This is a genomic window from Ruegeria sp. BG8 (assembly GCF_056538325.1).
This window is the reverse complement of record NZ_JBQFSZ010000001.1, coordinates 779,991-803,524: the sequence shown is the minus strand read 5'-3', so window position 1 is coordinate 803,524 and position 23,534 is coordinate 779,991. Positions and strand designations below refer to the sequence as shown.

The window sequence follows — 23,534 nt, the reverse complement described above, 5'->3', positions numbered from 1 at the left end:
CAAATCTGTTGACGAATAGGGTCTTCGTGTACCACTCACGGGGCTCAACATATCGAAAAGGATGATCCAATGATCCCGTCCGTTCTGCCGACCTATAACCGCGCGCCCCTGACTTTCGTGAAGGGTGAAGGCGCATGGCTGACAGAGGCGGATGGCCGACGTTTTCTGGACCTTGGTGCCGGGATCGCGGTGAACGCGCTGGGGCACGCGCATCCGGCACTGGTCAACGCATTGACCGAACAGGCGCACGCGCTGTGGCATGTTTCGAACCTCTATCATATCCCGCAGCAACAGGCTTTGGCCGATAAGCTGGTTGAACACACCTTCGCTGATACGGTGTTCTTCACCAACTCGGGCACCGAGTCCTGCGAGCTGGCGGTCAAGATGACCCGTAAGTATTTCTATGACAAAGGTCAGCCTGAACGGGTTGAGATCATAACGTTCGACGGCTCTTTCCACGGGCGGTCCTCAGCCGGTATCGCGGCGGCCGGTGCAGAAAAAATGACCAAGGGTTTTGGCCCATTGCTACCGGGTTTCGTGCATCTGACTTTTGGGGATCTGGATGGCGTCACTAATGCGATCACGGACAAGACGGCCGCGATTATGATCGAACCGGTGCAGGGTGAGGGCGGTATTCGCCCCGTTCCTGACGCCGAGCTTAAGGCGTTGCGCCAGATTTGTGATGACAATGGACTGCTGTTGATCCTTGACGAGGTTCAATGCGGCGTTGGGCGGACCGGCAAGCTGTTTGCGCATGAATGGGCCGGGGTCACCCCGGATATCATGATGGTTGCAAAAGGAGTTGGCGGTGGTTTTCCGTTGGGCGCAGTTCTGGCAACCGAGGATGCAGCCAGCGGAATGACCGCGGGCACGCATGGTTCGACCTATGGCGGCAACCCACTGGGCTGCGCGGTAGGGTGCGCCGTGATTGATCAGGTCGCGACACCCGCCTTCCTTGAGGGTGTGAACCGCAAAGCGGGAATGCTGCGTCAAAAACTAGAGGGGCTGATCGCAGATCATCCCGATGTTTTCGAAGAAGTGCGCGGAATGGGCCTGATGCTGGGTTTGAAATGCAAGCCGACGAATATAGACGTAGTAAACGCAGGTTATGACAATCAGGTCATTACGGTACCTGCTGCCGATAACGTGATCCGGTTACTGCCGCCGCTTACCCTGACCGAAGACGATATTGCACAGGCCGTGATCCGCCTTGAAAAGGCGGCTGCACAGGTTGAAAGCAATCTGGCCTCTGCCTGATAGAGCCCGAGACGAAAAGTGACATGAAATGAAACACTTCCTTGATATCCACAAAACTGACGCGGGTGAACTGCGGAATATGATTGATCAGGCCGGTGCCATGAAGCAGGCCCGTTTGGGGCGTCCCAAGGCTGCGCTGGACGACGAGCAACCGCTGAAAGATCGGATGGTCGCACTGATCTTTGAAAAACCTTCGACCCGGACGCGGGTTTCCTTTGATGTGGGTGTGCGTCAGATGGGCGGGCAGACAATGGTGCTGTCCGGGAAAGACATGCAATTGGGCCACGGTGAGACCATTGCTGATACCGCCCGTGTGCTGTCACGTTATGTCGACATGATCATGATCCGGACGTTTGATGAGACGATCCTGACCGAGATGTCGGAATACTCGGACGTGCCCGTGATCAACGGCCTGACCGACCGCACGCATCCCTGCCAAATCATGGCCGACGTCTTGACCTTTGAGGAACATCGCGGCCCCATCGCAGGCAAAAAGGTCGTCTGGACCGGGGACGGAAACAACGTTTGTGCCTCATTCCTGCATGCGGCAGGCCAATTCGGATTTGACCTGACCTTTACTGGTCCGGCGCAGTTCGATCCCGAAGAAGAGTTCATGGGTTTTGCCCGCCAGAAGGGCTCGCAAATCGTGGTTGAGCGTGACCCGTACAAAGCCGTTCAGGGCGCTGACCTTGTGGTCGCCGATACGTGGGTTTCGATGCACGATTCACAGTCTGCCAAGGAGCGTCGGCACAACCTTTTGCGCCCCTATCAAGTCAACACCGATCTGATGGCCCATGCGAAACCGGACGCACTGTTCATGCACTGCCTTCCTGCCCACCGCGAAGAAGAAGCGACATCCGAGGTGATGGACGGCCCCAATTCGGTGATCTTTGACGAGGCCGAAAACCGCTTGCATGCGCAAAAAGCCGTCATGCGCTGGTGTCTGGGCGTTTAAGTACGTTTCCGGATATCCCAAACACGCAGTTTGGTGAGCGCGCGGGCGCTCACCAACAATACGAGAATGCACAATACTGTTTTTGTCGCGATTTCCATCGCGCCTTCTATCAGCATTGCGTGCACGACAGTGCCGAGAATGGTGACAGCGGCCAAGCCTGTATGAGCCAACCGCCAGACACGGAACCTCAGCTTCACGCGTTGTCGGAACACACCCAATAGTGCGACCGCAAAGGCAGCCCACATGGCGGTAACGCCCCAAGCTGAAAAAGGTGTCGGGGATACAAACAACAATGCATCAACGACATCCGGCGGGCTGGTGATCCACAGCCCTGCCACGTGGACCACGATGGCACAGACCAAGCCAATCCCCACCCATCTGTGCCATTGGCGGCTTGCCATTACCGACAGCCCAGGCAAATCGCGCGCTGCCAGAAGGGGTTGCAACAAAAGCAATGCCAGACCGATAATTCCGGCAAATCCAGCAATGATATAGACAGGACTGCGCCAAGCCAGATAGGGGCTGTTTGCCGCCACCACAATAGGTACTGCGACGGCGACTGCCAAAGCCGCCCAGATCACAAATTTAGACCGCACAGGTCAGGCAGGCGTCAGAACAAAATGTGCAGCCAATGTCGTGTCTTTGGCGCTGGGCATGATCGGGCGCAAGAATACGGTTTCAAAATCACCACTGTCATAGGCCAGATGAGCGTGCGGCTGCCCAAAGGCAGGAACGATTTGCGGCATTTCCAACCGGAATTCACCATTTGCATCAGTCAGTGTTGCGCCATGGCTCTGGGGGTCTCTTTCATGACCTTCAGTCGTGTGCGCCCAGATTTGAATGCGTTGGCCGGGCAAAGGGGCACCGTCGCCTGCGCGCCGGACTGTTCCCGTCATCCAGAACCCGCCGCCACCGATCCGTTCTACAATAGGTGCGCCGGGACGATAGTTGTTGGACCCGCCCCGCATCGAGGGTGTCGGCGCCAAACCGCTGGCTCGTGCGGGTATCATCAGCCCCGAGGCCATAATGGCCCCTCCGGCAGCAATAAGAGTGCGGCGGGTAAATGCAGGAGCGGTCATGTAAACCTCTTGTCTCGGTCGGTTTCCCTTACCCTTCCATAGATAGCACGATTGTTTCCAGTTCCGAGGGCACGTCATCAATTGTGATTTCCTTTGACGCAAAGCGTATCGGCTGCAATCCTGATGAAACGTGCAGATTTGCCCGAAAGGCCCATAGCTATGACGCCGAACACTGACATCTCACCCCAGGAAATCGCCAACTTTCAAAAGGACGGAGCCGTGGTGCTGCGGTCAAAGTTTACAAACGACTGGCTTGAACTTCTGCGAGCGGGCATTGACGCAGATCTTGCAAACCCGACCGAAAATTTCACACGACACACCAAAGATCCGAATGCACCCGCCTATTTCGAGGATTACTGGGCCTGGAGTAAATTCCCGCAGTTCAAGCAGTTCGTGCATAACTCGCCTTGTGCTGAGCTGGCCGCACAACTGCTGAATGCGCCGTCCATCAATCTGGTGATGGACAACTGGTTCATGCGTGAAGCGGGGTCAACATCGCGCCCGCCATTTCATCAGGATCTGTCGTATTTCGATTTCGAAGGCACAATGTGCGTGCTTTGGTTGCCGCTTGAGCCGGTAAGCAAGGAAAACGGCATCGCTTTTGTCAAAGGGTCACATCTTTGGGACAAGCTCTTTATGCGTGTCCGATTTGCGGACGGCCATCCCAGCTATGAGCCGACACAGGTTGCAGGCCGCACCTATCATCCACCGCCAGATGTAAACGCTGACCCTGACGCCTTTGAGCTGCTTCAATGGGATTTGGAGTTGGGGGACTGCATCTTTTTTGACATGCGAACCTTGCATGGTGGTTTGTCGTCGATCACGCCCACCGAAACGGTGCGACGCTATACGTTGCGAATGACGGCACCGGATGGAGTGATCCGCTATCGCGGTGATTGGGCCAAGGGCGAGCGGGCACAATTCGAAGCGGCCGGCTATCATGAGGGCGACCGCATAGATGGCGGGTTCTTCCCAAAACTTTGGCCTCAAGACGGTGTATGAGATAACATTACATCTATTCCGCACGATTAGTGTGCGAATTTAGACGTTTCAGCGTGTGATTTTGACCTATATCCTGCATATGCGAACGGAAAAGCCCAAACCACAGGAGATGCAGGAATGAGTTGGAACCCCACCCACAGCCCCGAATGTGTATCTGATGGCACATCGCTCGAGACGCTGATTATCCCGCGCGCACGTGATTTGGGCGGCTTCGAAGTGCGGCGGGCGTTGCCATCGGTCGAACGCCAACTGGTCGGGCCATTCATTTTCTTCGACCAGATGGGGCCTGCGGAATTCCTGACTGAGGGCGGTATCGATGTCCGGCCTCATCCTCATATCGGGTTGGGGACAGTAACCTATCTGTATCAGGGCGAGTTCGAACATCGCGACAGTCTTGGGACCCATCAGATGATCTACCCCGGAGAGGTAAACTGGATGGTTGCGGGCCGAGGTGTCACGCATTCCGAACGGACGAGCCCTGAAACGCGGGGCAAGAAACACAGTCTATTCGGGATACAAACCTGGATTGCTCTGCCCGAACAACACGAAGATATGGCCCCCGATTTCGAGCATCACAAACAGGCCGCGTTGCCGCATCTTCAGGACCAGGGCGTTAGTGCCCGCCTCATTCTTGGCAATGCTTACGGCGAGGTCAGCCCTGTCTCGATCCTGTCCGAGACGTTCTATCTGGATGTGCAGCTGGAAGCAGGGGCCTCATTTCCTTTGCCGGATGAGCACGAGGATCGTGGTGTATACGTCACCCAAGGCTCGGTCGAAATTGCTGGGGATGCGTTCGAGGCCGGGCGCATGATGGTGTTTCGACCCGGTGACCGTTTGTCCATGAAAGCCGGTCCAACCGGTGCGCGGTTGATGCTGTTGGGCGGTGCGACGCTGAACGAAGATCGCTATATCTGGTGGAACTTTGTTTCGTCTTCGAAAGAAAAAATCGAAGCAGCCACGCAGGAGTGGAAAGCTGCCGACTGGGCCAATGGCGCATTCCAATTGCCACCCGGTGATGATCAGGAATACATTGAGATCTCAGAGCAGTTAGAGGGTACGCGCCCCCGGCTTGCGCGCTGACCAAGCGTCACTTGGTCTTGCCTGTATCGCAGAACCCGGCGATCCTTTGAAAAAGGGGAGAACGGGTTTGAGAATCGTGATTGCCGGGGCAGGAAGCATTGGCTGCTATTGCGGAGCGTTACTGGCGCATGCTGGTCACGATGTGACCTTGCTTGGGCGCGCGCGCATCCTTGATCCGATCCGTGACAACGGACTTACGGTGACCGACTTTTCTGGTTTGCAACGCCATGTGTCCGGGTTGATTCTGACCGAAGACCCAGTCTGTTTGGCGGCAGCCGAAATTGTAGTCGTAACGGTTAAGGCCAGTGCAACGGCTGAAATGGCTGCGTTGATTGCGCAGCATACGCCTGCATCTGTTCCGGTGCTTTCGTGGCAGAATGGGATGGATAATGCGCGTATTCTTCAGGCGACGCTAACCGGCCATGACGTACGTGCCGGAATGGTTCCTTTCAATGTGGTTCCGAGCGGGCCCGCGCAATTTCACCGCGCCACTTCCGGCGATATCGTCATTCAGAGCGGGGCTGCTGATCTGTCGAGTGTGTTGACCAGTGACGATCTGCCGATAACAGAAACGGATGATATTACGGCCGTGCAATGGGGTAAGTTGTTACTAAACCTCAACAATGCGCTGAACGCGCTGTCCGGTTTGACGCTGGTAGAGCAGTTAATGGACCGCGATTGGCGGAGGTTGATGGCCGACCAAATGACCGAGGGGCTTGCCGTTTTACAAGTCGCAGGTCACTCGGTTGCGTCCACGACGCCTTTGCCCGCTTGGGTGACGCCACATATCCTGCGCCTGCCGACGCCGTTGTTTCGACGGATCGCGGCGCGCATGCTAACCATTGATCCTTCGGCGCGTACATCAATGGCCTACGATCTGATGAACGGTCGACCTACCGAAATAGACAGCCTTCAAGGCGAAATCATTCGCCTTGGCGCGCAACACGGCATCCCCACGCCAATATGTGAAAAAGTCCGTGTTCTTGTCGAAAGTGGAGCGGGGACGAACCTCACACCGCAGCAAATACGTCGCTGATCGTCGGGTTTACTGAAAAGCAGTCAATAGCCAGAAGATCATGGCGGACATCAGGGCTGCGGCCGGAACCGTCACGATCCACGCCGCGACAATTGTCATGAAATGCGAACGTCGAACCAATTTGCGCCTTTTATGCTCTTCGCGGGCAAGGCGGCGTTCTGGCAGGCGCTGCTCGTTCGTGCTTTTCCAGCGGCGATCCGAATGCCATTCGCGATAGAATCCAACACCAAAGACCGCCCCGACCGTGATGTGGGTCGAACTCACCGGAAGGCCCAGCCAACTGGCGACGATCACTGTGATTGCAGCCGACAGCGCGACACAGAATGCACGCATTGGGTTCAGTTTGGTGATCTGGCTTCCGACCATTCGGATCAGTTTCGGCCCAAACAGGAAAAGACCAAAAGAAATCCCAAAAGCGCCGATCACCATGACCCAGCTTGGGATCGTGACTTTCGAGGCAAAATCGCCGAACTCGGCTGCATGGACAATCGCGGCTAGCGGCCCGACGGCGTTGGCGACGTCGTTCGCCCCATGCGCAAAGCTTAGGAAAGTGGCTGAAATGACAAGGGGCAGCCCAAACAAGGTTTTTAGTGACTTGGTCCTGTTCTCAAGCCCAGCAGACTTGCGTCGCACCCACGGAACGGTGGCAGACCAAACCAAGATCCCCGAAGAAATTCCGATAAGCAGAGCCATCTCAAGATCAAGTTTGACGATTTTTTTCAAACCTTTGACCGCCAGGTATGTCGCAAATGCCCCGGCCATGATCCCGACCAAGATGGGAACCCAGCATTGTGCGGCGGCAATCTTGTCGTCCTGATACTGGATTTTGGCTTTGATAAGCGCCAAAAAACCAGCAGCAATCACGCCGCCCAAAACAGGTGAGATCACCCAACTGGCGGCAATCGCGCTCATCGTTCCCCAGCTGACAGCGCTAAGGCCCGCGGCTGCAATACCTGCGCCCATGACACCACCCACGACCGAGTGCGTGGTGGACACAGGTGCGCCGACCCAAGTGGCCAGATTGACCCACATTGCCGAGGAAATCAGGGCGGCCATCATTGCCCAGATGAACACGCTGCTGTTCTGAACAGACGCGGGGTCGATGATCCCTTTGGAAATAGTGGAAACGACGTCTCCACCAGCCAGAAGCGCGCCTGCACTTTCGGCGATGGCAGCTATGACAATTGCACCACCCATCGTCAGCGCGTTTGCTCCGACGGCTGGGCCCATGTTGTTTGCAACATCGTTGGCGCCGATATTGATCGCCATATAGGCACCAAACGCTGCAGCCGCTACAACGACCAAACCTCCGTTTGCCTGCCCAAAGAACAAGGCAGCTGACAATCCGGCCAGCGCCATGAAGGCGAGCGCGATACCCGGTGCCAGCATGGGGCGTGCTACATGCGCATTCGCGGATTCGACACGCGAAATACGGTTCAGATCGCTGTCGAGCGCCTGCCAGCGAGGTTTAGTGTTCATATCCGACATTTATGCGGCTGCAGTTTTTTAGGTTTAGCGCACGCCGCTAGAGGGTTTGCCTTGGGTAGGCAACCGAATAGTCATCAAATCCGTGTAAAACTGTCACATTGCCCGCAGCATTTCGCGCAGTTCGGGCTCTTGCACACGTTCGGCTGCGGTCTTTGGTGAAACCCATTCCCGTTTTCGCTGACCAGCTTCTGGGTAATCTTCGGCGAGGCCTTCTACTTCAACGCGGTAAACATTGGTGAGCACGGGTATGGCCGACCCATCCTTTAGTACCTTGTCGTAGGTGAATGACCCCACGGGGACTTTGCAGGCGGTTTCGGATTGCACACCGGCTTCTTCCCATGCTTCCTGTCGCGCGGTGTCGGCACCGTCAAGCCCGTCAATCGGCCAACCTTTTGGGATGATCCAGCGGCCCGTGTCCCTGCTTGTGATCAGCAACACTTGGGTGCCGTCGTCGGTTTGACGCGTGCACAAGGCTGCGAACTGCACCCGGCGTGGGCGCAGAAACAGAGGTCTTGCGACCTCCTCCCAGATGTTTCGCAGCCATTTGGTCATGTTTTATTCCCGCGCTCGACCGAGCGTCTCCTTACGCGCTGACATAACAACGAAGCAGGATATGTTCAACAAACCGCTGTTTCCTACCGCTGTGCCTAAGGTAGCTGGCGGTTACTTGGTCAAGATCCTTTGGATTTCCTGACAAATGATTAACGACGGCGTTTTGCGCGCAATGTGGGATCGGCCTCTGTCGGGTCGTCCGGCCAAGGGTGCTTGGGGTATTGCGCGCGCATATCCTTGCGAACATCGGCATAAGATCCGGCCCAAAATCCGGGTAGGTCACGCGTGATTTGAATGGGTCGCTGAGCAGGAGAAAGCAGAGTAATCTTAAGCGGTTCGCCCCCGACTGTCGGGTGTTGCGTAACACCGAACAGCTCTTGCAGCCGGATGGAGACCTCGGGCACCGCGCCGCTGTAATCAATCGGTACCTTGCGTCCCAAAGGTGTTTCAAAAGAACCCGGGGCGTGGCGATCCAGCGTTTGGGTTTGCGACCAGTCCAACCGAGCGCGCAGGGCGGGTAGCAGGTCAAACCGTTTCCAGTCATCGGCGTTGCGGACGCCGCCCAGCACCGGCAGCAACCAATCTTCAAGCGTCTCCATCAACCCTTGGATAGAGAAGTCCGGTAAATCCACGCCTTCGGCCCTGACCAGTTCAACACGTGATGCCAGTCGCGCTGCAGCCCCTTCAAGCTTCAGCCCCAGATCACGGACACCGTCCAGCATGGCGTGTCCCACGGCCTCGTCCGGAACATCTTTCCAAATCCGGTCATCCAAAATGATTGCGCCGAACTTTTCTTGCTTGCGGGCAATCACGCGCCTTTCTCGTTTGGACCACGCGCAACTTTCAACCCAACTGATCTGATCGGCGAACAGGTCCCGGATCTCGCCCGCAGAAATCTGCGCTGCCATTCTGACACGGGCCTCTCGGGGATCGCCATCCGTATCCGGCACCACCAGAAACGGTGCGGCGGCCAGTGTATCATCGCTATCCAGCACGACGCCTTTGCCACCTGACAAGACATATCGCGGGATGTCGCCTTTGCGGCGTTGTCCTATTCGGTCGGGGTAGGCCAATGCGGCCGTTGCTGCGGTGCTAAAACCGTTGGAGTCGCCCTTTCGGTGCAGCCGTTTCGCCTCGGATTTGATACGCTCAACCGCACCCATGTTGACCTGCCAGACGCGATTGCGCTGAAAGGCGCGGGTATCACGTATCGCCTCAAGCCTGAACAACAGGTCAGCCGGTGCACCGCGCAGTGGATCACGCTCTGCCATTAGCGCAGCCAATAAGGCCGACTCAGGTCCGGCGACCTCAAGCATGTGACCCAGCCGAGGGTGCAAGGGCAGGGCGGACAATGCACGCCCATGTTCCGTGATCCGCCCCTTGGGGTCCAAGGCCCCCAGCATTCTCAGCAATGACCGCGCTTCAGCCATTGCGCCCTCGGGCGGTGCAGTCAGAAAGGCGAGGTCCTCGGGCTCGGCCCCCCAGAGGGCAAGTTCCAGAGCCAGACCGGTCAGGTCGGCGGCCTCAATCTCGGCAGGGGGAAAGGCGGCCAGCGCCCCTTCTTCGCCTTTGGACCACAAGCGATAACAGACGCCTTCTGCGACGCGACCTGCGCGACCCGCGCGTTGGGTCGCTTCGGCGCGTGTGACACGCTCGGTCACAAGGCGGGACATGCCGGAACCGGGATCAAAGCGTGCCCTGCGGGCCTGTCCCATGTCTACGACCACGCGGATATCCGGGATGGTCAGGGATGTTTCTGCGATCGAAGTCGCCAGCACCACCTTGCGGCCGTTTTCGACGGGGCCGATCGCTTTGCGTTGGGCGGCAAAAGGCATCGCACCAAACAACGGTCGAACGGTGCACCCGTCTGGCAACTTTCCAGACAAGGCGGCCTCCGCCCGGCGTATTTCGCCTTCGCCGGGCAGAAAGACCAGCATCCCGCCTGTTGTCTCGCGTTCTGCCTGAACGACCAAATCAATCAATGCGTCCAGACGCCTGGTCTTTGCGCCAAGGGGGCGATCCAGCCATTTTGTCTGGACCGGAAAGCTGCGCCCTTCTGAGGTAACCAGCGGCGCATTCATCAGGCGGCTGACCGGTTCGGCGTCCAGGGTGGCCGACATCGCCAGCAGCACAAGGTCGTCCCGCAGGGCCTCGGTTACTTCAAGGCACAAGGCCAGACCCAAATCGGCGTTCAGGGATCTTTCGTGGAATTCATCGAAGATGACGGCACCCACACCGGGTAGATCCGGTTCGGATTGCAGCATTCGTGTCAGAATGCCTTCGGTGACCACTTCGATCCGGGTGGACTTTGATACCTTGGTTTCCCCGCGCACCCGGTAGCCAACGGTTTCGCCCACGCGCTGCCCCAGCGTTTCCGCCATGCGTTCGGCAGCCGCCCGGGCGGCCAGACGGCGGGGTTCCAACATGACGATCCGGCCATCGCAAAGCTTGGCGTCCAGCATGGCCAACGGCACAAGTGTCGTTTTACCTGCGCCCGGAGGTGCCTGCAAAACAGCGTGCCCCGCCGACTTTAGGGTTGCAAGCAGTTCGGGGATCGCGTCGTCAATGGGCAGGCGTGTCATGGGGGCTTTATCTGCCAATGGTTTGACGGCGTCCAGCGTCTCTATTTTCGTACGACGACTGCCGCCCCATAGATAGTCTGCGCCTCGACCCGGGTTGCGCGCATAACTTGCCCGAACGGAACATATGTGACGGAAACGGCGAATTGGCTACCGGTACGCAAGTCACCGGGCTTATACCCCGCAACACGTGTGAACGCCCCGCTGCAAATCACGCGGTCATCGTGGTTCTGACGAGCTGTCAGAGCGATCTCGGTCAGGCGTTCGCCGTCGAATATCTTTTGCTTCAGCGTACACATCTCCAAGGGATCCTGATCGCGCAGAACCATAAATATCCCGGTCAGCGGGTCCACAGCACCGCGCTGTTGGGCGTCGGTCACGGCATAGTCGCCGCGGTCGCTGATTTTCGGACCGCTGGCGCGGGCCAAACCGTTTCGATAATCCAGCCGCACGCGGTTTTGCCGCTGTCCCGTGTCCATATCCTCAAGATAGAGCGTGGGGGCAAAGTCGGATCCTTTCCGACGCCCCTGTGCCTCGATCACAAAGCGTACCCGTTTTATCGCCCCGGCCAGACCTGTGGTCGAAAGGCTGCTGCTGACCGCGTAGCTGCGTTCAGTCAATTCGGTATCCAGAAGCATTTCGCCCACTTTCACACCTAAGGCGCGCAAAGCGAACCGACTTTGTTCAGCTGCGACCATCACAGGCAGCCAACTTAGGATCAAAGAAAACACCAAAGGACGCATTGCAGGCATAGGATAAGCCTCCCAAGCGGTGCGGACTGGACAAACACCCCTAAGGGGCGGCAAGTAGACGTGCCGCAAAAGATCGGGACGAAGATGGACATAGACAACCTGAGTGACAGGATTTTGAACGGAGACCGGCGCGCACTGGCCCGCGCTATCACGTTGGTCGAAAGCGGCCGCGAGGACCACCGCGCGCAGGCGACTGAACTGCTGACCAAGCTTGGCGCGGCTGGTCGACAGTCGCTGCGGATTGGTTTGTCCGGAACGCCCGGAGTGGGGAAGTCGACCTTTATCGAGAGCTTTGGAATGATGCTGATCGGGCAGGGCCTGCGTGTGGCTGTGCTGGCGGTTGATCCAAGTTCGACGCGGTCAGGAGGGTCCATCCTTGGTGACAAAACGCGGATGGAGCGTCTGAGCCGCGAGAAAAGCGCGTTTATTCGGCCCTCACCCAGCCAATCTCATCTTGGCGGGGTTGCGCGGCGCACCCGCGAGGCGATTGCCCTGTGCGAAGCCGCTGGGTTCGACGTGGTTTTGATCGAAACGGTTGGTGTTGGGCAATCCGAGACCGTGGTCTCCGAAATGTCGGATCTGTTCTTGCTGCTGCTTGCACCTGCAGGAGGGGACGAACTGCAAGGTGTCAAACGCGGCATCATGGAAATGGCCGATATGATCCTGGTCAACAAGGCCGACGGTGACTTGAAGGCAACGGCGACGCGGACCTGCGCGGATTATGCAGGTGCCCTGCGATTGCTGCGCAAGCGGCCACAAGATCCTGAGGGGTTTCCCAAGGCTATGACCGTCTCGGCGGTGGAAGAGCACGGGTTAGAACAAAGCTGGGATGAGATGCAGGCCCTGACGGCTTGGCGAAAAGATAAAGGGCATTGGCAGTCTAATCGGGCCGCACAAGCGCAATACTGGTTCGAGCAAGAAGTCCGCGCGGCGCTTTTGTCCAAGCTTGCAACCGCACAAGCCCGTGCCCAGATGGAAAAGCTGGGTGAGCAAGTGCGAACGCAGGGTCTTAGCCCGTCGTCAGCGGCAGAGACGATGTTGGAGGCTTTAAATCTCAGCTAATTGCGTCTTGGATGGGCGTTAGCCGCGTTGGATGTCAGATAGGCTTGGCTAAACGTGCCGTTGAGCGACATCTGAACGAGAAATTGCAGTGGGTTGCTTAGCCCTGAAGTTATTCAAGAAGGGCCGGATAGAGTAAGCTATCGGTGCTCGTCCGCCCCTGTTGGCCGCCCGAAACCTGTTGGCGAATATGGCAATGAGCACCGCCGCAAAGAATTCGCCTGATCTGTCTTGACGCTTCCGGCGATTCCCACTACACGCATCCAACCAGTTTTCGGGCGCGACTTCGGGTTGCGCCCCTTGTGATTTGGCCGAGGGCAGTATGCCCGGCCTCCAGAAACAAAGGAAGAAACCATGTCGCGCCGTTGCGAACTGACCGGAAAAGGCCCGATGACTGGCAACAATGTCAGCCACGCCAACAATAAAACTCGTCGTCGTTTTCTGCCGAACCTGAACGACGTTACTCTGCAGTCGGAAACTCTGGGTCGTGGCGTCAAGCTGCGCATTTCGGCGGCTGCTCTGCGCTCGGTCGACCACCGCGGTGGTCTGGACGCGTTCCTGGCCAAAGCCAAGGACGAAGAGCTTTCGGCTAACGCTCTGAAAGTGAAAAAAGAAATCGCCAAGGCGCAAGCTACGGCGTAAACCCCGCTCGGGCGAAAGAATTTGGCCCTGCACCGTGAAGGTGCGGGGCCTTTTTGTTTCTGAACAGGGGTTTTCAAATGACAACGTGATCAGCCGGGAAAGCGTGACGTTGTTCACATACACATGGCTATCACAGGATTATGATTAGGCATATTTATCTGGCGGAGTGAGCCTTAATGTCTTTTAAATCCTCTGATACTTTCTCCTTGTTGGCCGGATTTTTCGGCAAGACCTTTGGGGCATGCGTTCGGATGCAACGTCAGGTGAACAGGCTGCATACCAGTCTGACCAAAGGGTCCGTCAAACGTCCAGAATTGGACGGCTGACACTTTCCTCCTCAGCTAGGGCTTCGGGCGTGTTGGATAGCGCTTGAAGCCCGCCCTTTGTCCGGCCTATATCCCGGGTCAGGATGAGACTTTTTCTGAACAGAGTTTTGCCGCTCCTGCTGTCTTTAGTGGTCGTGCTGACCGGACAGGGTGTGGCTGCGACCCGCGGAGTGGACGCCGCGGTCGGGCAAATGGTCTTGTGCACTGGAACAGGGCCAGTGGTCGTCTACACAGATGCTGAAGGGCAGCCGACAAAGCCACCGCATTTCTGCCCGGACTACGCTTTGACCCTTTTGGGGGCCGTTGAGGCAGCGGTTGCTGGATTGCCGGATGCACCAATCGTTCCGGGGCCTGCGCCTGTGCGCGCATCCGAGAACCTGATCGCCACACCGATTCCGTCTCATCCAGCGCGTGCGCCACCCGCCCTTGTTTGAACCCTCAAATTTTCAAACAATTAACTGGGAGAGGCAGGATGCCCTTTACCTATAAACTACTAGCCGCCGCGGCAGCGGTGGCGTTTTCAACGGCTGCTGTGGCGCAAGAAACGATCCGCGTGGATGACGCATACGCGCGCTCGTCTGGTAAGGCAGCCAAGGCGGGTGCTGCGTTCATGATGATCCAGAATACGGGCGACGTCGACGACCGGCTAATCGAAGTCGTCTCGGACGCCGCAGTGCGTGTTGAGCTGCATACACATGTGATCGATGACAACGGTATCGCCAAGATGACGCATGTCGAGAGCGGGTTCGTCATTCCGGCTGGTGAATCTTATGTCTTACAGCGCGGAGGGGACCACGTGATGTTCATGGGGCTGACTGCGCCCTTCAAACAAGGTGCCGCTATCCCTGTGACTTTGATCTTTGAAAAGGCCGGTGAGGTCGAGATCCAGATACCGGTCGATCTGGAACGGAAGGACTCTGGCGGCCACGGATCGCACTCGAACTGAGCCGCGCCTGTCTTCGGGCCGCGATGCGGCCGTCATCCATGCGTCAGGCCGGACCTTTGTCCGGCCTGTTCGCGTTTGAATTCAGCGGTTCACAACCCGCATGGTGATGCGGTCATGGGCCTGTTTGAAACGGTTGGCGAGGAAAAACATGACGACTGCGAAGGCGAGGGCGGAAAAGGCGATCGCCCACCCCAGCGCCACCATCCCGCTGCCGGGCCATAGCATCAGGACCAGGCCAATAATCAACGCAACGATACCAGAGTTACGCAGAGTTCCAGCGTCCGGGTGTTGGTCCGGCATCTGACGCCATGCCGCCAATGACCCGACACCCACGATCAGTGCCCAAGCGCCCATCAGGAAAAACGTCAGCCGGGCCACCCCTTCGGGCCAAATGAGCAGTATCAAGCCTATGATAAGGGCTGCGAGGCCAAAGCCACCGATCAACCCCCGCCGTCCGAAGCCCAGTAGGGTAAGCCCGCCGTCAAGCACCAAAAGCAGCCCCACCAGCCTGAGCAATATTGAGATACTGCTTGTCGGCCAGAACAGGGCGGCCACACCAAGCGCACCGGCCAAAATGCCGCGTAACAGGAATGTCCACCAGAGGTTGGCCAGTTTGTCACCCATCGCGTCTCGTCCATCAAGACTGTGGTCGTCGATGATCTCTTCGCGGGGGGTATGGGGGTCGGTCATGCGGGCCTCCGGATTTGGTTACGCATTCAGTATAAACAACAAAATCGCGGGATGTCTGCCGATTATCGTTGACCCAAAAGCTGGTTGACCCACAGGGGAACCGTTTCCGAGGCGGGGCCAAGGATAACTTCGTCGAAGCTTGATGCCCCGTCGGATGGCTCGAGATTCAACTCGACGGTGCGTGCGCCGGACATCGCCGCCTCGTGCACGAATGCGGCTGCGGGGTAAACCTGACCAGACGTCCCGATTGACGCAAAGAGCGAGGCTTCGCCCAGGTGTTCGTAGATAGTGTCCATGTGGTATGGCATCTCGCCAAACCAGACGACGTCAGGCCGTGCGGACGGGCCAGAGCAAGCAGGGCAGGGTTCCCCAACAGACATTTCGGATGGTGCGATCCAACGGTGCCCGCAGGCTGCACATAGCGCGCCCGCTAAGGTGCCATGCATATGGATAACACCCTCTGCGCTTCCGGCTTCGTGCAGGCTATCGACATTTTGGGTTACGATAATCACGGGGCCAGGCCAATCGCGCTGCAGGCGTGCTAATGCCTGATGCGCTGCGTTGGGTTGCGCTTTGGCGGCCTGTTTGCGTCTGGCATTGTAAAAACCATGAACCAGTGCGGGATCGCGTGCAAAGCCTTCTGGAGTGGCGACGTCCTCGATCCTGTGTTGGGACCACAATCCATCTTCGTCGCGGAATGTGCCCAAACCGCTTTCGGCAGAGATTCCGGCCCCGGTCAGGATCACGATCTTTTCCATTGCTGCCTCGCGCGTTACACCTGTGCTATGTCACACCGTATCCTTTTCGTCTGCCTGGGCAATATCTGCCGTTCACCTGCCGCCGAGGGCGTTTTTCGGGACCGTGCGCGCCATCATCAAACGGACAGTGCCGGAACATCAGGCTGGCATATCGGGGATCCGCCTTATGGGCCGATGCAAGACGCGGCACGTGCCCGCAATATTGACCTGAGCGATCTGCGGGCCCGCCAATTCGTGGCTGAAGATTTTGATCGTTTCGATCTCATCGTTGGGATGGATGGGGACAACATTGCGAAAATCGAGGCTATGCGACCGATGGGGAATGGAACCCCGGTGCGTCTGCTGACTGACTTTGCCCCGCATTTGGACGCGGATCACGTGCCCGATCCCTATTATACCCGCGACTTCGACGGTGCGTTGGACCTGATCGAACAGGCGGTCGCCGGGCTGGATGCGCATCTGAAAGGCTAGTTCATCACCTTTAACTGCTTGCCGAGCCAGGGCAGCTGCGCGACTGCCGGGTCTACGATCTGGCTTTGCATGAGGCGTCTGATCATGCCCGAAACCTCCTGCGGGACCTGATCGGACCAGTCGGTGCGAGTGAACAAAGAAATCGTACGTGCGAAATCACCGAACGGGGCGGGGTGCGCCTCAATCCCATCATGAAAGCGTGCGGCGCGCATGTAACCCAACGGTGTCGTGATTGCCCAGCCCAGTCCACGGGCGACCATCGCCATAAGGGCCAGATGAGACCCAATTTCAAAACGTTCCTCGAACTCTAATTGTTGGCGCGCCAGATGGGCTTCGATTTGACGACTGATCAACTGTTCACGGGCATAGCGAAGAAACGGAAGGTCCTGCATCGGGTCCTCGACCCCTTTGGGCGTAACCAAGATGAACGGGTCTTGGACCAACGGGTATTCGACCACCCCTTCGAAAACTTCACCGGAATGCGCTGAAACGACCAAATGCAGGCGCTGCGCTTCCAGCTCGGCGAACAGATCCAGACTGGGCAGAGTGATCAGCTTAAACTTTGAGCGGGTCAGACTGTCGGCCAGCAAAGTTGCCAACCGCGGTGTCAGGTCATTGTCAAAATCATCAATCAACCCGATGGATAGCGTGGTCAGATGACCCAGATCCATGACCGCCAGCTCGCTTTGAGCGACCTGCAACTCGCCCAGCACTGCCTGAGTGCGCGCCAGAAAACTGCGTCCGGCCTGTGTTAAGCGCATAGGCCGTCGCCCGTGGTCGACCAGTTCAGTACCCAGGGCATTTTCAAGATTGCGCAATTGTTGACTGACCGAAGGCTGGCTAAGACCTGTGATCTCGGCTGCTTGAGCCACCGAACCTGTCCGCGCCAGTGCTTCGAACACTTCAAGCCCGCGCAGCGTCAGCCCTTTCATAACCATGACATACACCTTTCGCTGCGCCTTTTCTGAGGCGCAGTGCGGGTCAGGTCAAGTATTCTGAATGGGTTAGCTGCAGATCGCCTGCGCCATCTGTCCAAAGTTCCGGTACCGGTCCCACAGCGCATCGTCGCGCGCGGTTTGCGACATTTTCAGTTGTTGTGCCTGATGGGGGTCAGCAAACCATTTGGATACGGTATTCTGATCGCTGCGCGTCAGGGCCTGATCTGCAACACGCTGAATGCAGCTGCACCGATCCTGTGTCGCTGCCGACCGGTCCGATGCCAGACACGCCCGCTTGATCTGTGCTGCGTCTGTCGTCGAAGCCACCGTCGTCAACGATGTGGCGCAAATAGCTATTAAGAGGAAGTTTTTCATGCTCGAGCCTCGTTTTTGCCTGCCCGGAGAGATCTGCGCCCCTCTCGGCTTTTGCGAGAGTATGAATCAAACTGGATTCCGGATCAATCTTAGGATGCAGAATTGTGATCATATCAATGTCATTGAAAACGGTGGCTAAAATATGGCTGTCGTTCTGAGCGTCGGAATTTGCGTCTCAGGCCGTTGCATTTAGGCCGATAAGAGCATTGACTCACCTTGACCAGCGTCCGTTTTCGAACCATATCCCGACGCTATGACAGACCTCGCTCATATCCGTAATTTCTCCATCGTCGCGCATATCGACCATGGCAAATCCACCCTTGCTGACCGGCTCATCCAAGAGACCGGAACGGTCAAGGATCGCGACATGAAGGAACAGCTGCTCGACAGCATGGATATCGAGCGTGAACGCGGCATTACCATCAAGGCCAACACGGTTCGCATCGACTATACCGCCGACAATGGCGAGCAATACGTGCTGAACCTGATCGACACTCCCGGCCACGTGGACTTTGCCTATGAGGTCAGCCGGTCGATGCGCGCGGTCGAGGGCTCGCTGCTGGTCGTGGACTCGACCCAAGGGGTCGAGGCGCAGACGCTTGCCAACGTGTACCAAGCCATCGACGCGGATCATGAGATCGTGCCGGTGCTGAACAAGATCGACCTGCCTGCGTCCGACTGTGATCGCGTGGCCGAACAGATCGAGGATGTGATCGGCATCGACGCGACCGAAGCCATTCAGGTCAGCGCCAAGACGGGGCAGGGTATCCATGAGACGCTTGAGGCTATCGTCCAGCAACTGCCCGCACCGCAGGGCAATCTGGACGCACCGCTCAAGGCGATGCTGGTGGATTCGTGGTACGATGCCTATCTGGGCGTGATCGTTCTGGTCCGCATCATGGACGGGACGCTGAAAAAGGGGATGCGGGTCAAGTTCATGTCGAACAACACCCTGCACCATGTCGACCGCGTCGGTGTCTTCCGGCCTGAGATGGAGATGGTGGACTCGCTTGGACCCGGTGAGATCGGCTTTCTGACCGCTTCGATCAAACAAGTCCGCGACACCCGCGTTGGTGACACCATCACCAATGATCGCAATGGGACTGAAGACGCGCTCGACGGGTTTAAACCTGCGCAGCCGGTGGTGTTTTGTGGCCTCTTCCCCGTCGACAGTTCTGAATTCGAAGACTTGCGCGATGCGATCGACAAACTGGCGCTGAACGACGCGTCGTTCTCGTTCGAGATGGAGACCTCAGCGGCGCTGGGCTTTGGTTTCCGCTGCGGCTTCCTTGGCCTGTTGCACCTTGAGGTGATCCGCGACCGGATTGAGCGCGAATACGATATTGAGCTCATCACCACCGCACCGTCGGTGATCTATCACGTCTACATGAAAGATGGTGAGATGATCGAGCTGCACAACCCCGCCGACATGCCCGATCCGTCCAAGGTCGACCATATCGAGGAACCGCGCATCAAGGCGACTATTCTGGTGCCTGATGAATATCTGGGCGACGTGCTGAAACTCTGCCAGGACCGCCGCGGCATTCAGTTGGACCTGACCTACGCGGGCTCCCGCGCGATGGTTGTGTACGACCTTCCCCTCAACGAAGTTGTGTTCGATTTCTATGATCGCCTGAAATCGGTAACAAAGGGTTATGCCAGCTTTGACTACCAGATGACCGGCTATACCGAGGATAATCTGGTCAAGATGTCGGTGCTGGTGAATGACGAACCGGTTGATGCGCTGTCAACCATGGTTCACCGCGACCGCGCCGAGATGCGGGGTCGCGCGATGTGCGAAAAGCTCAAGGACCTGATCCCGCGTCACATGTTCAAAATCCCGATCCAGGCCGCCATCGGAGGCAAGGTCATCGCCCGCGAGACCCTCTCGGCGCTGCGTAAGGACGTGACCGCTAAGTGTTACGGAGGCGACGCCACGCGGAAACGCAAACTGCTGGACAAGCAGAAGGCGGGTAAGAAGAAGATGCGCCAGTTCGGGAAGGTTGATATCCCGCAGGAGGCGTTTATTTCTGCGTTGAAGATGGACAGCTAAGGGCTGGCCAGTTTTTTGGTCGGGTGGTCGGAAGCGCTTGGTGTTACCAACGGCGTATTCTCACGATTGGGGTAGGAAACCAATATCCACTCAAATACTACTACCCATAGATTGATTCATCTTGAGGGATTCACTTCTGAGTGGATTTCATTAGAGTGATAACATGGTTAGAAAAATACGCATTTTAGACGAAGAACCCGATACCGCCGCAGATCTTGTTTTAAAGATCAACTACGACCCTAGGGTTGGATCGGCCGCGCGTGCATTTGAAATAGCGGCAGACCTGATCCATTCGCTGGAGGATATGGATAGAGTTTTTACGCAAACCATTGATGCGCAACTTGAAACAGCGTTGATTGTAGAAGACCTTCAAAAGTCGAGTCTAAAAATATTTCTTCGAAATGTACTAAAGAGTCTTCCAGACGAAGCTTTAAAAGATGCGGATATCAAGAAACTGATTGGTCACTATCTGCTCAAGGCCAAGTATGCTGCGATTGAGTGGCTCGATGAACCGGAGAACGAGAACAGAAAGCTTACCGATTTGACGGAGGAAATTGCAGAGCTGGCAAGAGCGACAGAAGTTCGGCAACTGCCAGACTATCCTCCCCCGAACCCGACAAGACTGTCGCAACCACTTGACAGGTTCCAAGAAACAAAGCGCAAGTTCACGTCGGGGGAAGGACTAACAATCACTCTGGGAAAAGAGGATTATACAGTTAACCTCAAGAGCGATTGGTTGCCTTCCGAAACAAGCGAAGACACCGGCGATGATAAGGAGTTGGTCAACGAACAAGACCTATTCCTAGTTATCGGAAAACCTGACTTCCTTGGGAAAGCCAAGTGGACGTTCAAGCACGGTAAAAAGACACTGACGCTAAATATTCTAGACGAAGCTTGGCTCTCAGAGTTTAAAAAAGGCAGCTTCCCGATCAAGCCCGGTGATGCGCTAAAAGTTCGTTTGCGAATAGAGCATCATTATGATGCAAAAGGGAATTTGACTAGTTCATCGGAAGAAATAGTGAAAGTCTTCGAGGTGATTGAAGATGCTGGAAAGCCCAGCGACTTGTTCGATGGTCATTAACAACAAAGCCTAACTTACCCATCCGCCCGTGGGCAGCGCCGACCTGCGCCCTTAGGTCGGTGCTGCCCTTCGTTCCGCAGATTAACCTTTCAGCGCTTTTGCGCCTCAAGGCTCCGCCTGTTCTTTCAGACAAGACCCTCAATCCCAGCTTCTGGCTCAATCCAATCGAACCCCCTTTAGACCTTAAAACCTGAATATGTTATCCTCCCACTTGGGGGCCGCGTTCAAGCGGGCTTTTTTGTTAGACGTTTGGGACGCAAGACCCTCAGAAATGAGAGGTTATTATGCACAAATTCTTACTGAACACCGCAGTCGCCGTTCTGGCGATAAGCCCACATGCCGGTGCGCTGGCCGAGACCTATGGCGGGGGCGCCAAAGGTATGGGCATGAATGCCAGCCAGGTTCACGGCATCTCGGACGGGTATGCGGTCATTCAATCACAGACAAATTACGAGAGCTTCGAAGTCGCCGCGGGCCACCCGCTCGAGGGGGCTTCGGGTACGTGTTTTGGGGCTTTGATGGTCAGGGGCGCCGAAGCGTCGGGCAATGGGAATTGCGTGTTCAACACGGCTTCGGGCGAGCGGGCGGTGATGAGTTGGACGGCGACCGGGCTGGGTGCTGATGGTGCGCTGACCGGCGACTGGACTGTGTCGGGCGGCACCGGAAACTGGGCGAGCGCGTCGGGCGGTGGTGGATTTTCGTCTTTTACCGATCCGGACACGGGTAAGTTCGTAAATACGATCTCGGGCGACATCACGATCAACTGAATAGTTCTGTAGAAAAGCGTGCGGAGTAGGTTGATCCTGCACGCTTTTCTCATTTCGGGTTCCGCGGAGTAGGCGATGCAGACGCCGCCAACCCTTTGTGATCAACCTCACAGTGCTAACACTGTCTGTCTGGTAACGTTGACGTAACGGAACCTTCGACAGGAGACCCAAGTGTCCATGATCCCTTTCATCGCTCTCGGATCTGCAGGTCTGTATTCCGTTGCCATGATTGCGATGAAGTTTTGGTGGAAAATCCCCGGAATTTGGCTGAGCTTGCTGATCGTCGCAACACTGCTGGCCGCGGCATCGCTGGAACTTGCGGCCCTGCGGGAAGAGCGGTTGGGGATTATCTACACCGGCATTCTTGGGGCCGAGGTTATTCTGATCGCCATCGCCTCGTATTTTCTGTTCGGCGAGAACTTTTCACAGCGCGAAATCGTCGGTATCGGTTTGGTCCTTATCGGCACTGCGCTGGCCTGGGCCTAAGGGGCGGGTTAAGCCTTTATGAACTTTCCCTTAGGTAACTTGTAACCCTCACGGGCTCTTCCAATCTGTTGAGCAGGCCAGCGAAGGCCAAGACATCAGAAGGAAGAGACCATGACCAGATTTATGACTGCCGGAGCAGCCGCTCTGGCCACGAGCCTCACCCTTGCCACGGCCTCGATGGCCGAAACCATGCCGGACCTGCGGGGCACATGGACGGGCAGTTATACCGCCGTCGGCCCAAACCGGACCACGACCGGAGATGTGCCTAGGTTCAACAATGCTGAGTGGGTGTTGGATATCCAGAAACAGCAGGACAATGTGTTCTGGGGGCCGAGCAAATGGCGTCCGAATGCAAGCCAAGGCTGGCGCGTCATGGATGCGACCGGGACTGTCAGTCTGGATGATCCGAACCGGATCAGCATCGTTGAAAGCTCGGCCAATCCCGAGATCGGTGTGAACGCGTTGATTGATGCCCGGTATCAGGACGGCAAGATCTATGCGGATTTCCGTAGCCTGCGTCGCGGGACAACGTACAGCGTTGTACTCGAACGACAGGTGAACTGAAGCGTCTCTGGCCTGATCGGGCAGTAGGGGGTACTGGCCGCGCTTTTTGCGGCGCATAAAAAGTAATCCCGGTCAGGTCGGAGCGCTTCTCAGAAGCGGACAACACGTCTCCGAAGGGAGGAGACGGGTCGGGCGGCACTAAGGCCGCTTGCAAAGGATCCAGGCAACTTAAGGTCGGATAGCGGCGTTCCCCGGCTTTGGGACTACTGGATCTCGCGGAACCTTCAGCGCGATTTGCAGAGTATGGTGTCTGAGCAGCCCGACCCATTTCAGTCCTGACTTCCCCGTTTGATTCGGACGATTCCGCCTGAGGTTCACAAGGAAACTCGGAAAATCGCCAGAGGCCGGTGTTTGCAAGTGCAGAAACTGCCAAATATGGGGGCATTTTCTGTGACTGCGACTTTTCCAGTAACAACCCTGTGAGCTGTGTGGGTTTCTGGAGTTGTCCACAAAGTTCTCCGACTGGATATCAACAACTTATCCACCACAGAATTCAATGCTGCAGTGCTATTTTCTTGCCGGGTAGAAAAGCTGATGCAACATTCAACATACCACTTCGGCTCGAGAGGGACGGGGTGGGCCGCGAAGGCCAAGGGGG

At 56.9% G+C, this 23,534-nt stretch carries 26 protein-coding genes; 16 read left to right on the top strand and 10 right to left on the bottom strand.

Annotation, left to right across the window (positions count from 1 at the left end; all coding sequences use genetic code 11):
• The first annotated feature begins 69 nt into the window (after positions 1 to 69).
• The gene (locus tag ACR0DG_RS04095) at positions 70 to 1,257 is read left to right on the top strand and encodes an acetylornithine transaminase (RefSeq protein WP_480694558.1); all 1,188 of its coding nucleotides are present in this window, start codon (positions 70 to 72) and stop codon (positions 1,255 to 1,257) included.
• A gap of 28 nt (positions 1,258 to 1,285) precedes the next feature.
• On the top strand, positions 1,286 to 2,212 hold the full coding sequence (gene argF, locus ACR0DG_RS04090; protein WP_480694556.1) for an ornithine carbamoyltransferase: 927 nt from the start codon (positions 1,286 to 1,288) through the stop codon (positions 2,210 to 2,212).
• On the opposite strand, the gene ACR0DG_RS04085 is transcribed toward argF, so the two are convergent.
• Together ACR0DG_RS04085 and ACR0DG_RS04080 are read right to left on the bottom strand one after the other, a co-directional pair.
• Positions 2,209 to 2,808 (bottom strand): ferric reductase-like transmembrane domain-containing protein, encoded by a 600-nt coding sequence (locus ACR0DG_RS04085; protein WP_480694554.1) that lies wholly within the window; start codon positions 2,806 to 2,808, stop codon positions 2,209 to 2,211. The two genes, argF and ACR0DG_RS04085, sit on opposite strands and share 4 nt — an antisense overlap.
• Before the next feature lie 3 nt (positions 2,809 to 2,811).
• The gene (locus tag ACR0DG_RS04080) at positions 2,812 to 3,291 is read right to left on the bottom strand and encodes a twin-arginine translocation pathway signal (protein WP_480694552.1); all 480 of its coding nucleotides are present in this window, start codon (positions 3,289 to 3,291) and stop codon (positions 2,812 to 2,814) included.
• Positions 3,292 to 3,414: 123 nt separating this feature from the next.
• On the opposite strand from ACR0DG_RS04080, the gene ACR0DG_RS04075 reads away from it, so the two are divergent.
• The 3 genes from ACR0DG_RS04075 (at position 3,415) to ACR0DG_RS04065 (ending at position 6,409) form a co-directional block, all read left to right on the top strand.
• The gene (locus tag ACR0DG_RS04075) at positions 3,415 to 4,293 is read left to right on the top strand and encodes a phytanoyl-CoA dioxygenase family protein (protein ID WP_480707048.1); all 879 of its coding nucleotides are present in this window, start codon (positions 3,415 to 3,417) and stop codon (positions 4,291 to 4,293) included.
• Between the two features lie 117 nt (positions 4,294 to 4,410).
• The gene (locus tag ACR0DG_RS04070; protein ID WP_480694548.1) at positions 4,411 to 5,373 is read left to right on the top strand and encodes a pirin family protein; all 963 of its coding nucleotides are present in this window, start codon (positions 4,411 to 4,413) and stop codon (positions 5,371 to 5,373) included.
• Positions 5,374 to 5,449: 76 nt separating this feature from the next.
• Positions 5,450 to 6,409: a 2-dehydropantoate 2-reductase gene (locus tag ACR0DG_RS04065; RefSeq protein ID WP_480694990.1), complete on the top strand. Its 960-nt coding sequence runs from the start codon at positions 5,450 to 5,452 to the stop codon at positions 6,407 to 6,409.
• A gap of 9 nt (positions 6,410 to 6,418) precedes the next feature.
• Here the strand turns inward: ACR0DG_RS04065 and ACR0DG_RS04060 are convergent, their stop codons facing one another.
• From ACR0DG_RS04060 to ACR0DG_RS04045, 4 genes are all read right to left on the bottom strand, one after another.
• Complete coding sequence (locus tag ACR0DG_RS04060; protein WP_480694546.1) at positions 6,419 to 7,897, bottom strand: inorganic phosphate transporter; 1,479 nt, start codon at positions 7,895 to 7,897, stop codon at positions 6,419 to 6,421.
• 93 nt (positions 7,898 to 7,990) lie between these two features.
• The gene (locus tag ACR0DG_RS04055; protein ID WP_480694544.1) at positions 7,991 to 8,449 is read right to left on the bottom strand and encodes an NUDIX hydrolase; all 459 of its coding nucleotides are present in this window, start codon (positions 8,447 to 8,449) and stop codon (positions 7,991 to 7,993) included.
• A gap of 149 nt (positions 8,450 to 8,598) precedes the next feature.
• Positions 8,599 to 11,031, bottom strand: coding sequence for an ATP-dependent helicase HrpB (gene hrpB / locus ACR0DG_RS04050; protein WP_480694542.1), 2,433 nt, complete (start codon positions 11,029 to 11,031; stop codon positions 8,599 to 8,601).
• 41 nt (positions 11,032 to 11,072) lie between these two features.
• Complete coding sequence (locus tag ACR0DG_RS04045; protein ID WP_480694540.1) at positions 11,073 to 11,780, bottom strand: DUF3108 domain-containing protein; 708 nt, start codon at positions 11,778 to 11,780, stop codon at positions 11,073 to 11,075.
• An 84-nt stretch (positions 11,781 to 11,864) separates the two neighbouring features.
• Here ACR0DG_RS04045 and meaB point away from each other — a divergent pair, with 84 nt between their 5' ends.
• The 5 genes from meaB to ACR0DG_RS04020 all read left to right on the top strand — a co-directional run bounded on the left by meaB (position 11,865) and on the right by ACR0DG_RS04020 (position 14,753).
• On the top strand, positions 11,865 to 12,842 hold the full coding sequence (meaB, locus tag ACR0DG_RS04040) for a methylmalonyl Co-A mutase-associated GTPase MeaB (protein ID WP_480694538.1): 978 nt from the start codon (positions 11,865 to 11,867) through the stop codon (positions 12,840 to 12,842).
• Positions 12,843 to 13,193: 351 nt separating this feature from the next.
• Positions 13,194 to 13,481, top strand: a complete 288-nt coding sequence (gene rpmB / locus ACR0DG_RS04035; protein ID WP_480694536.1) for a 50S ribosomal protein L28 — start codon at positions 13,194 to 13,196, stop codon at positions 13,479 to 13,481.
• 176 nt (positions 13,482 to 13,657) lie between these two features.
• Positions 13,658 to 13,807, top strand: coding sequence for a hypothetical protein (locus ACR0DG_RS04030; protein ID WP_480707046.1), 150 nt, complete (start codon positions 13,658 to 13,660; stop codon positions 13,805 to 13,807).
• Between the two features lie 83 nt (positions 13,808 to 13,890).
• Positions 13,891 to 14,241 (top strand): hypothetical protein, encoded by a 351-nt coding sequence (locus ACR0DG_RS04025; RefSeq protein WP_480694534.1) that lies wholly within the window; start codon positions 13,891 to 13,893, stop codon positions 14,239 to 14,241.
• 38 nt (positions 14,242 to 14,279) lie between these two features.
• Complete coding sequence (locus tag ACR0DG_RS04020; protein ID WP_480694532.1) at positions 14,280 to 14,753, top strand: copper chaperone PCu(A)C; 474 nt, start codon at positions 14,280 to 14,282, stop codon at positions 14,751 to 14,753.
• An 81-nt stretch (positions 14,754 to 14,834) separates the two neighbouring features.
• Here ACR0DG_RS04020 and ACR0DG_RS04015 read toward each other — a convergent pair whose 3' ends face one another.
• Together ACR0DG_RS04015 and ACR0DG_RS04010 are read right to left on the bottom strand one after the other, a co-directional pair.
• Positions 14,835 to 15,443, bottom strand: coding sequence for an HdeD family acid-resistance protein (locus ACR0DG_RS04015; RefSeq protein WP_480694530.1), 609 nt, complete (start codon positions 15,441 to 15,443; stop codon positions 14,835 to 14,837).
• A 62-nt stretch (positions 15,444 to 15,505) separates the two neighbouring features.
• The gene (locus ACR0DG_RS04010; protein WP_480694528.1) at positions 15,506 to 16,201 is read right to left on the bottom strand and encodes an NAD-dependent deacylase; all 696 of its coding nucleotides are present in this window, start codon (positions 16,199 to 16,201) and stop codon (positions 15,506 to 15,508) included.
• A gap of 27 nt (positions 16,202 to 16,228) precedes the next feature.
• Here ACR0DG_RS04010 and ACR0DG_RS04005 point away from each other — a divergent pair, with 27 nt between their 5' ends.
• On the top strand, positions 16,229 to 16,672 hold the full coding sequence (locus ACR0DG_RS04005) for a low molecular weight protein-tyrosine-phosphatase (RefSeq protein WP_480694526.1): 444 nt from the start codon (positions 16,229 to 16,231) through the stop codon (positions 16,670 to 16,672).
• Here ACR0DG_RS04005 and ACR0DG_RS04000 read toward each other — a convergent pair.
• Positions 16,669 to 17,610 carry a LysR family transcriptional regulator gene (locus tag ACR0DG_RS04000; RefSeq protein WP_480694524.1) on the bottom strand — a complete coding sequence of 314 codons (942 nt, stop codon included), beginning with the start codon at positions 17,608 to 17,610 and terminating at the stop codon, positions 16,669 to 16,671. The two genes, ACR0DG_RS04005 and ACR0DG_RS04000, sit on opposite strands and share 4 nt — an antisense overlap.
• 66 nt (positions 17,611 to 17,676) lie before the next feature.
• Positions 17,677 to 17,985, bottom strand: coding sequence for a hypothetical protein (locus ACR0DG_RS03995; RefSeq protein ID WP_480694522.1), 309 nt, complete (start codon positions 17,983 to 17,985; stop codon positions 17,677 to 17,679).
• Positions 17,986 to 18,238: 253 nt separating this feature from the next.
• Between ACR0DG_RS03995 and lepA the strand changes: the two genes are divergently transcribed.
• The 5 genes from lepA (at position 18,239) to ACR0DG_RS03970 (ending at position 22,936) form a co-directional block, all read left to right on the top strand.
• Positions 18,239 to 20,038 carry a translation elongation factor 4 gene (gene lepA / locus ACR0DG_RS03990; protein WP_480694520.1) on the top strand — a complete coding sequence of 600 codons (1,800 nt, stop codon included), beginning with the start codon at positions 18,239 to 18,241 and terminating at the stop codon, positions 20,036 to 20,038.
• A gap of 163 nt (positions 20,039 to 20,201) precedes the next feature.
• The gene (locus tag ACR0DG_RS03985; protein WP_480694519.1) at positions 20,202 to 21,119 is read left to right on the top strand and encodes an LAPAL motif-containing putative phage structural protein; all 918 of its coding nucleotides are present in this window, start codon (positions 20,202 to 20,204) and stop codon (positions 21,117 to 21,119) included.
• A gap of 284 nt (positions 21,120 to 21,403) precedes the next feature.
• Complete coding sequence (locus tag ACR0DG_RS03980; protein ID WP_480694517.1) at positions 21,404 to 21,886, top strand: hypothetical protein; 483 nt, start codon at positions 21,404 to 21,406, stop codon at positions 21,884 to 21,886.
• A gap of 177 nt (positions 21,887 to 22,063) precedes the next feature.
• A complete protein-coding gene (locus ACR0DG_RS03975; RefSeq protein ID WP_480694988.1) occupies positions 22,064 to 22,372 on the top strand; it encodes an SMR family transporter in 309 nt (102 codons plus the stop codon).
• Positions 22,373 to 22,483: 111 nt separating this feature from the next.
• On the top strand, positions 22,484 to 22,936 hold the full coding sequence (locus ACR0DG_RS03970) for a hypothetical protein (RefSeq protein WP_480694515.1): 453 nt from the start codon (positions 22,484 to 22,486) through the stop codon (positions 22,934 to 22,936).
• Positions 22,937 to 23,534: the final 598 nt, after the last annotated feature.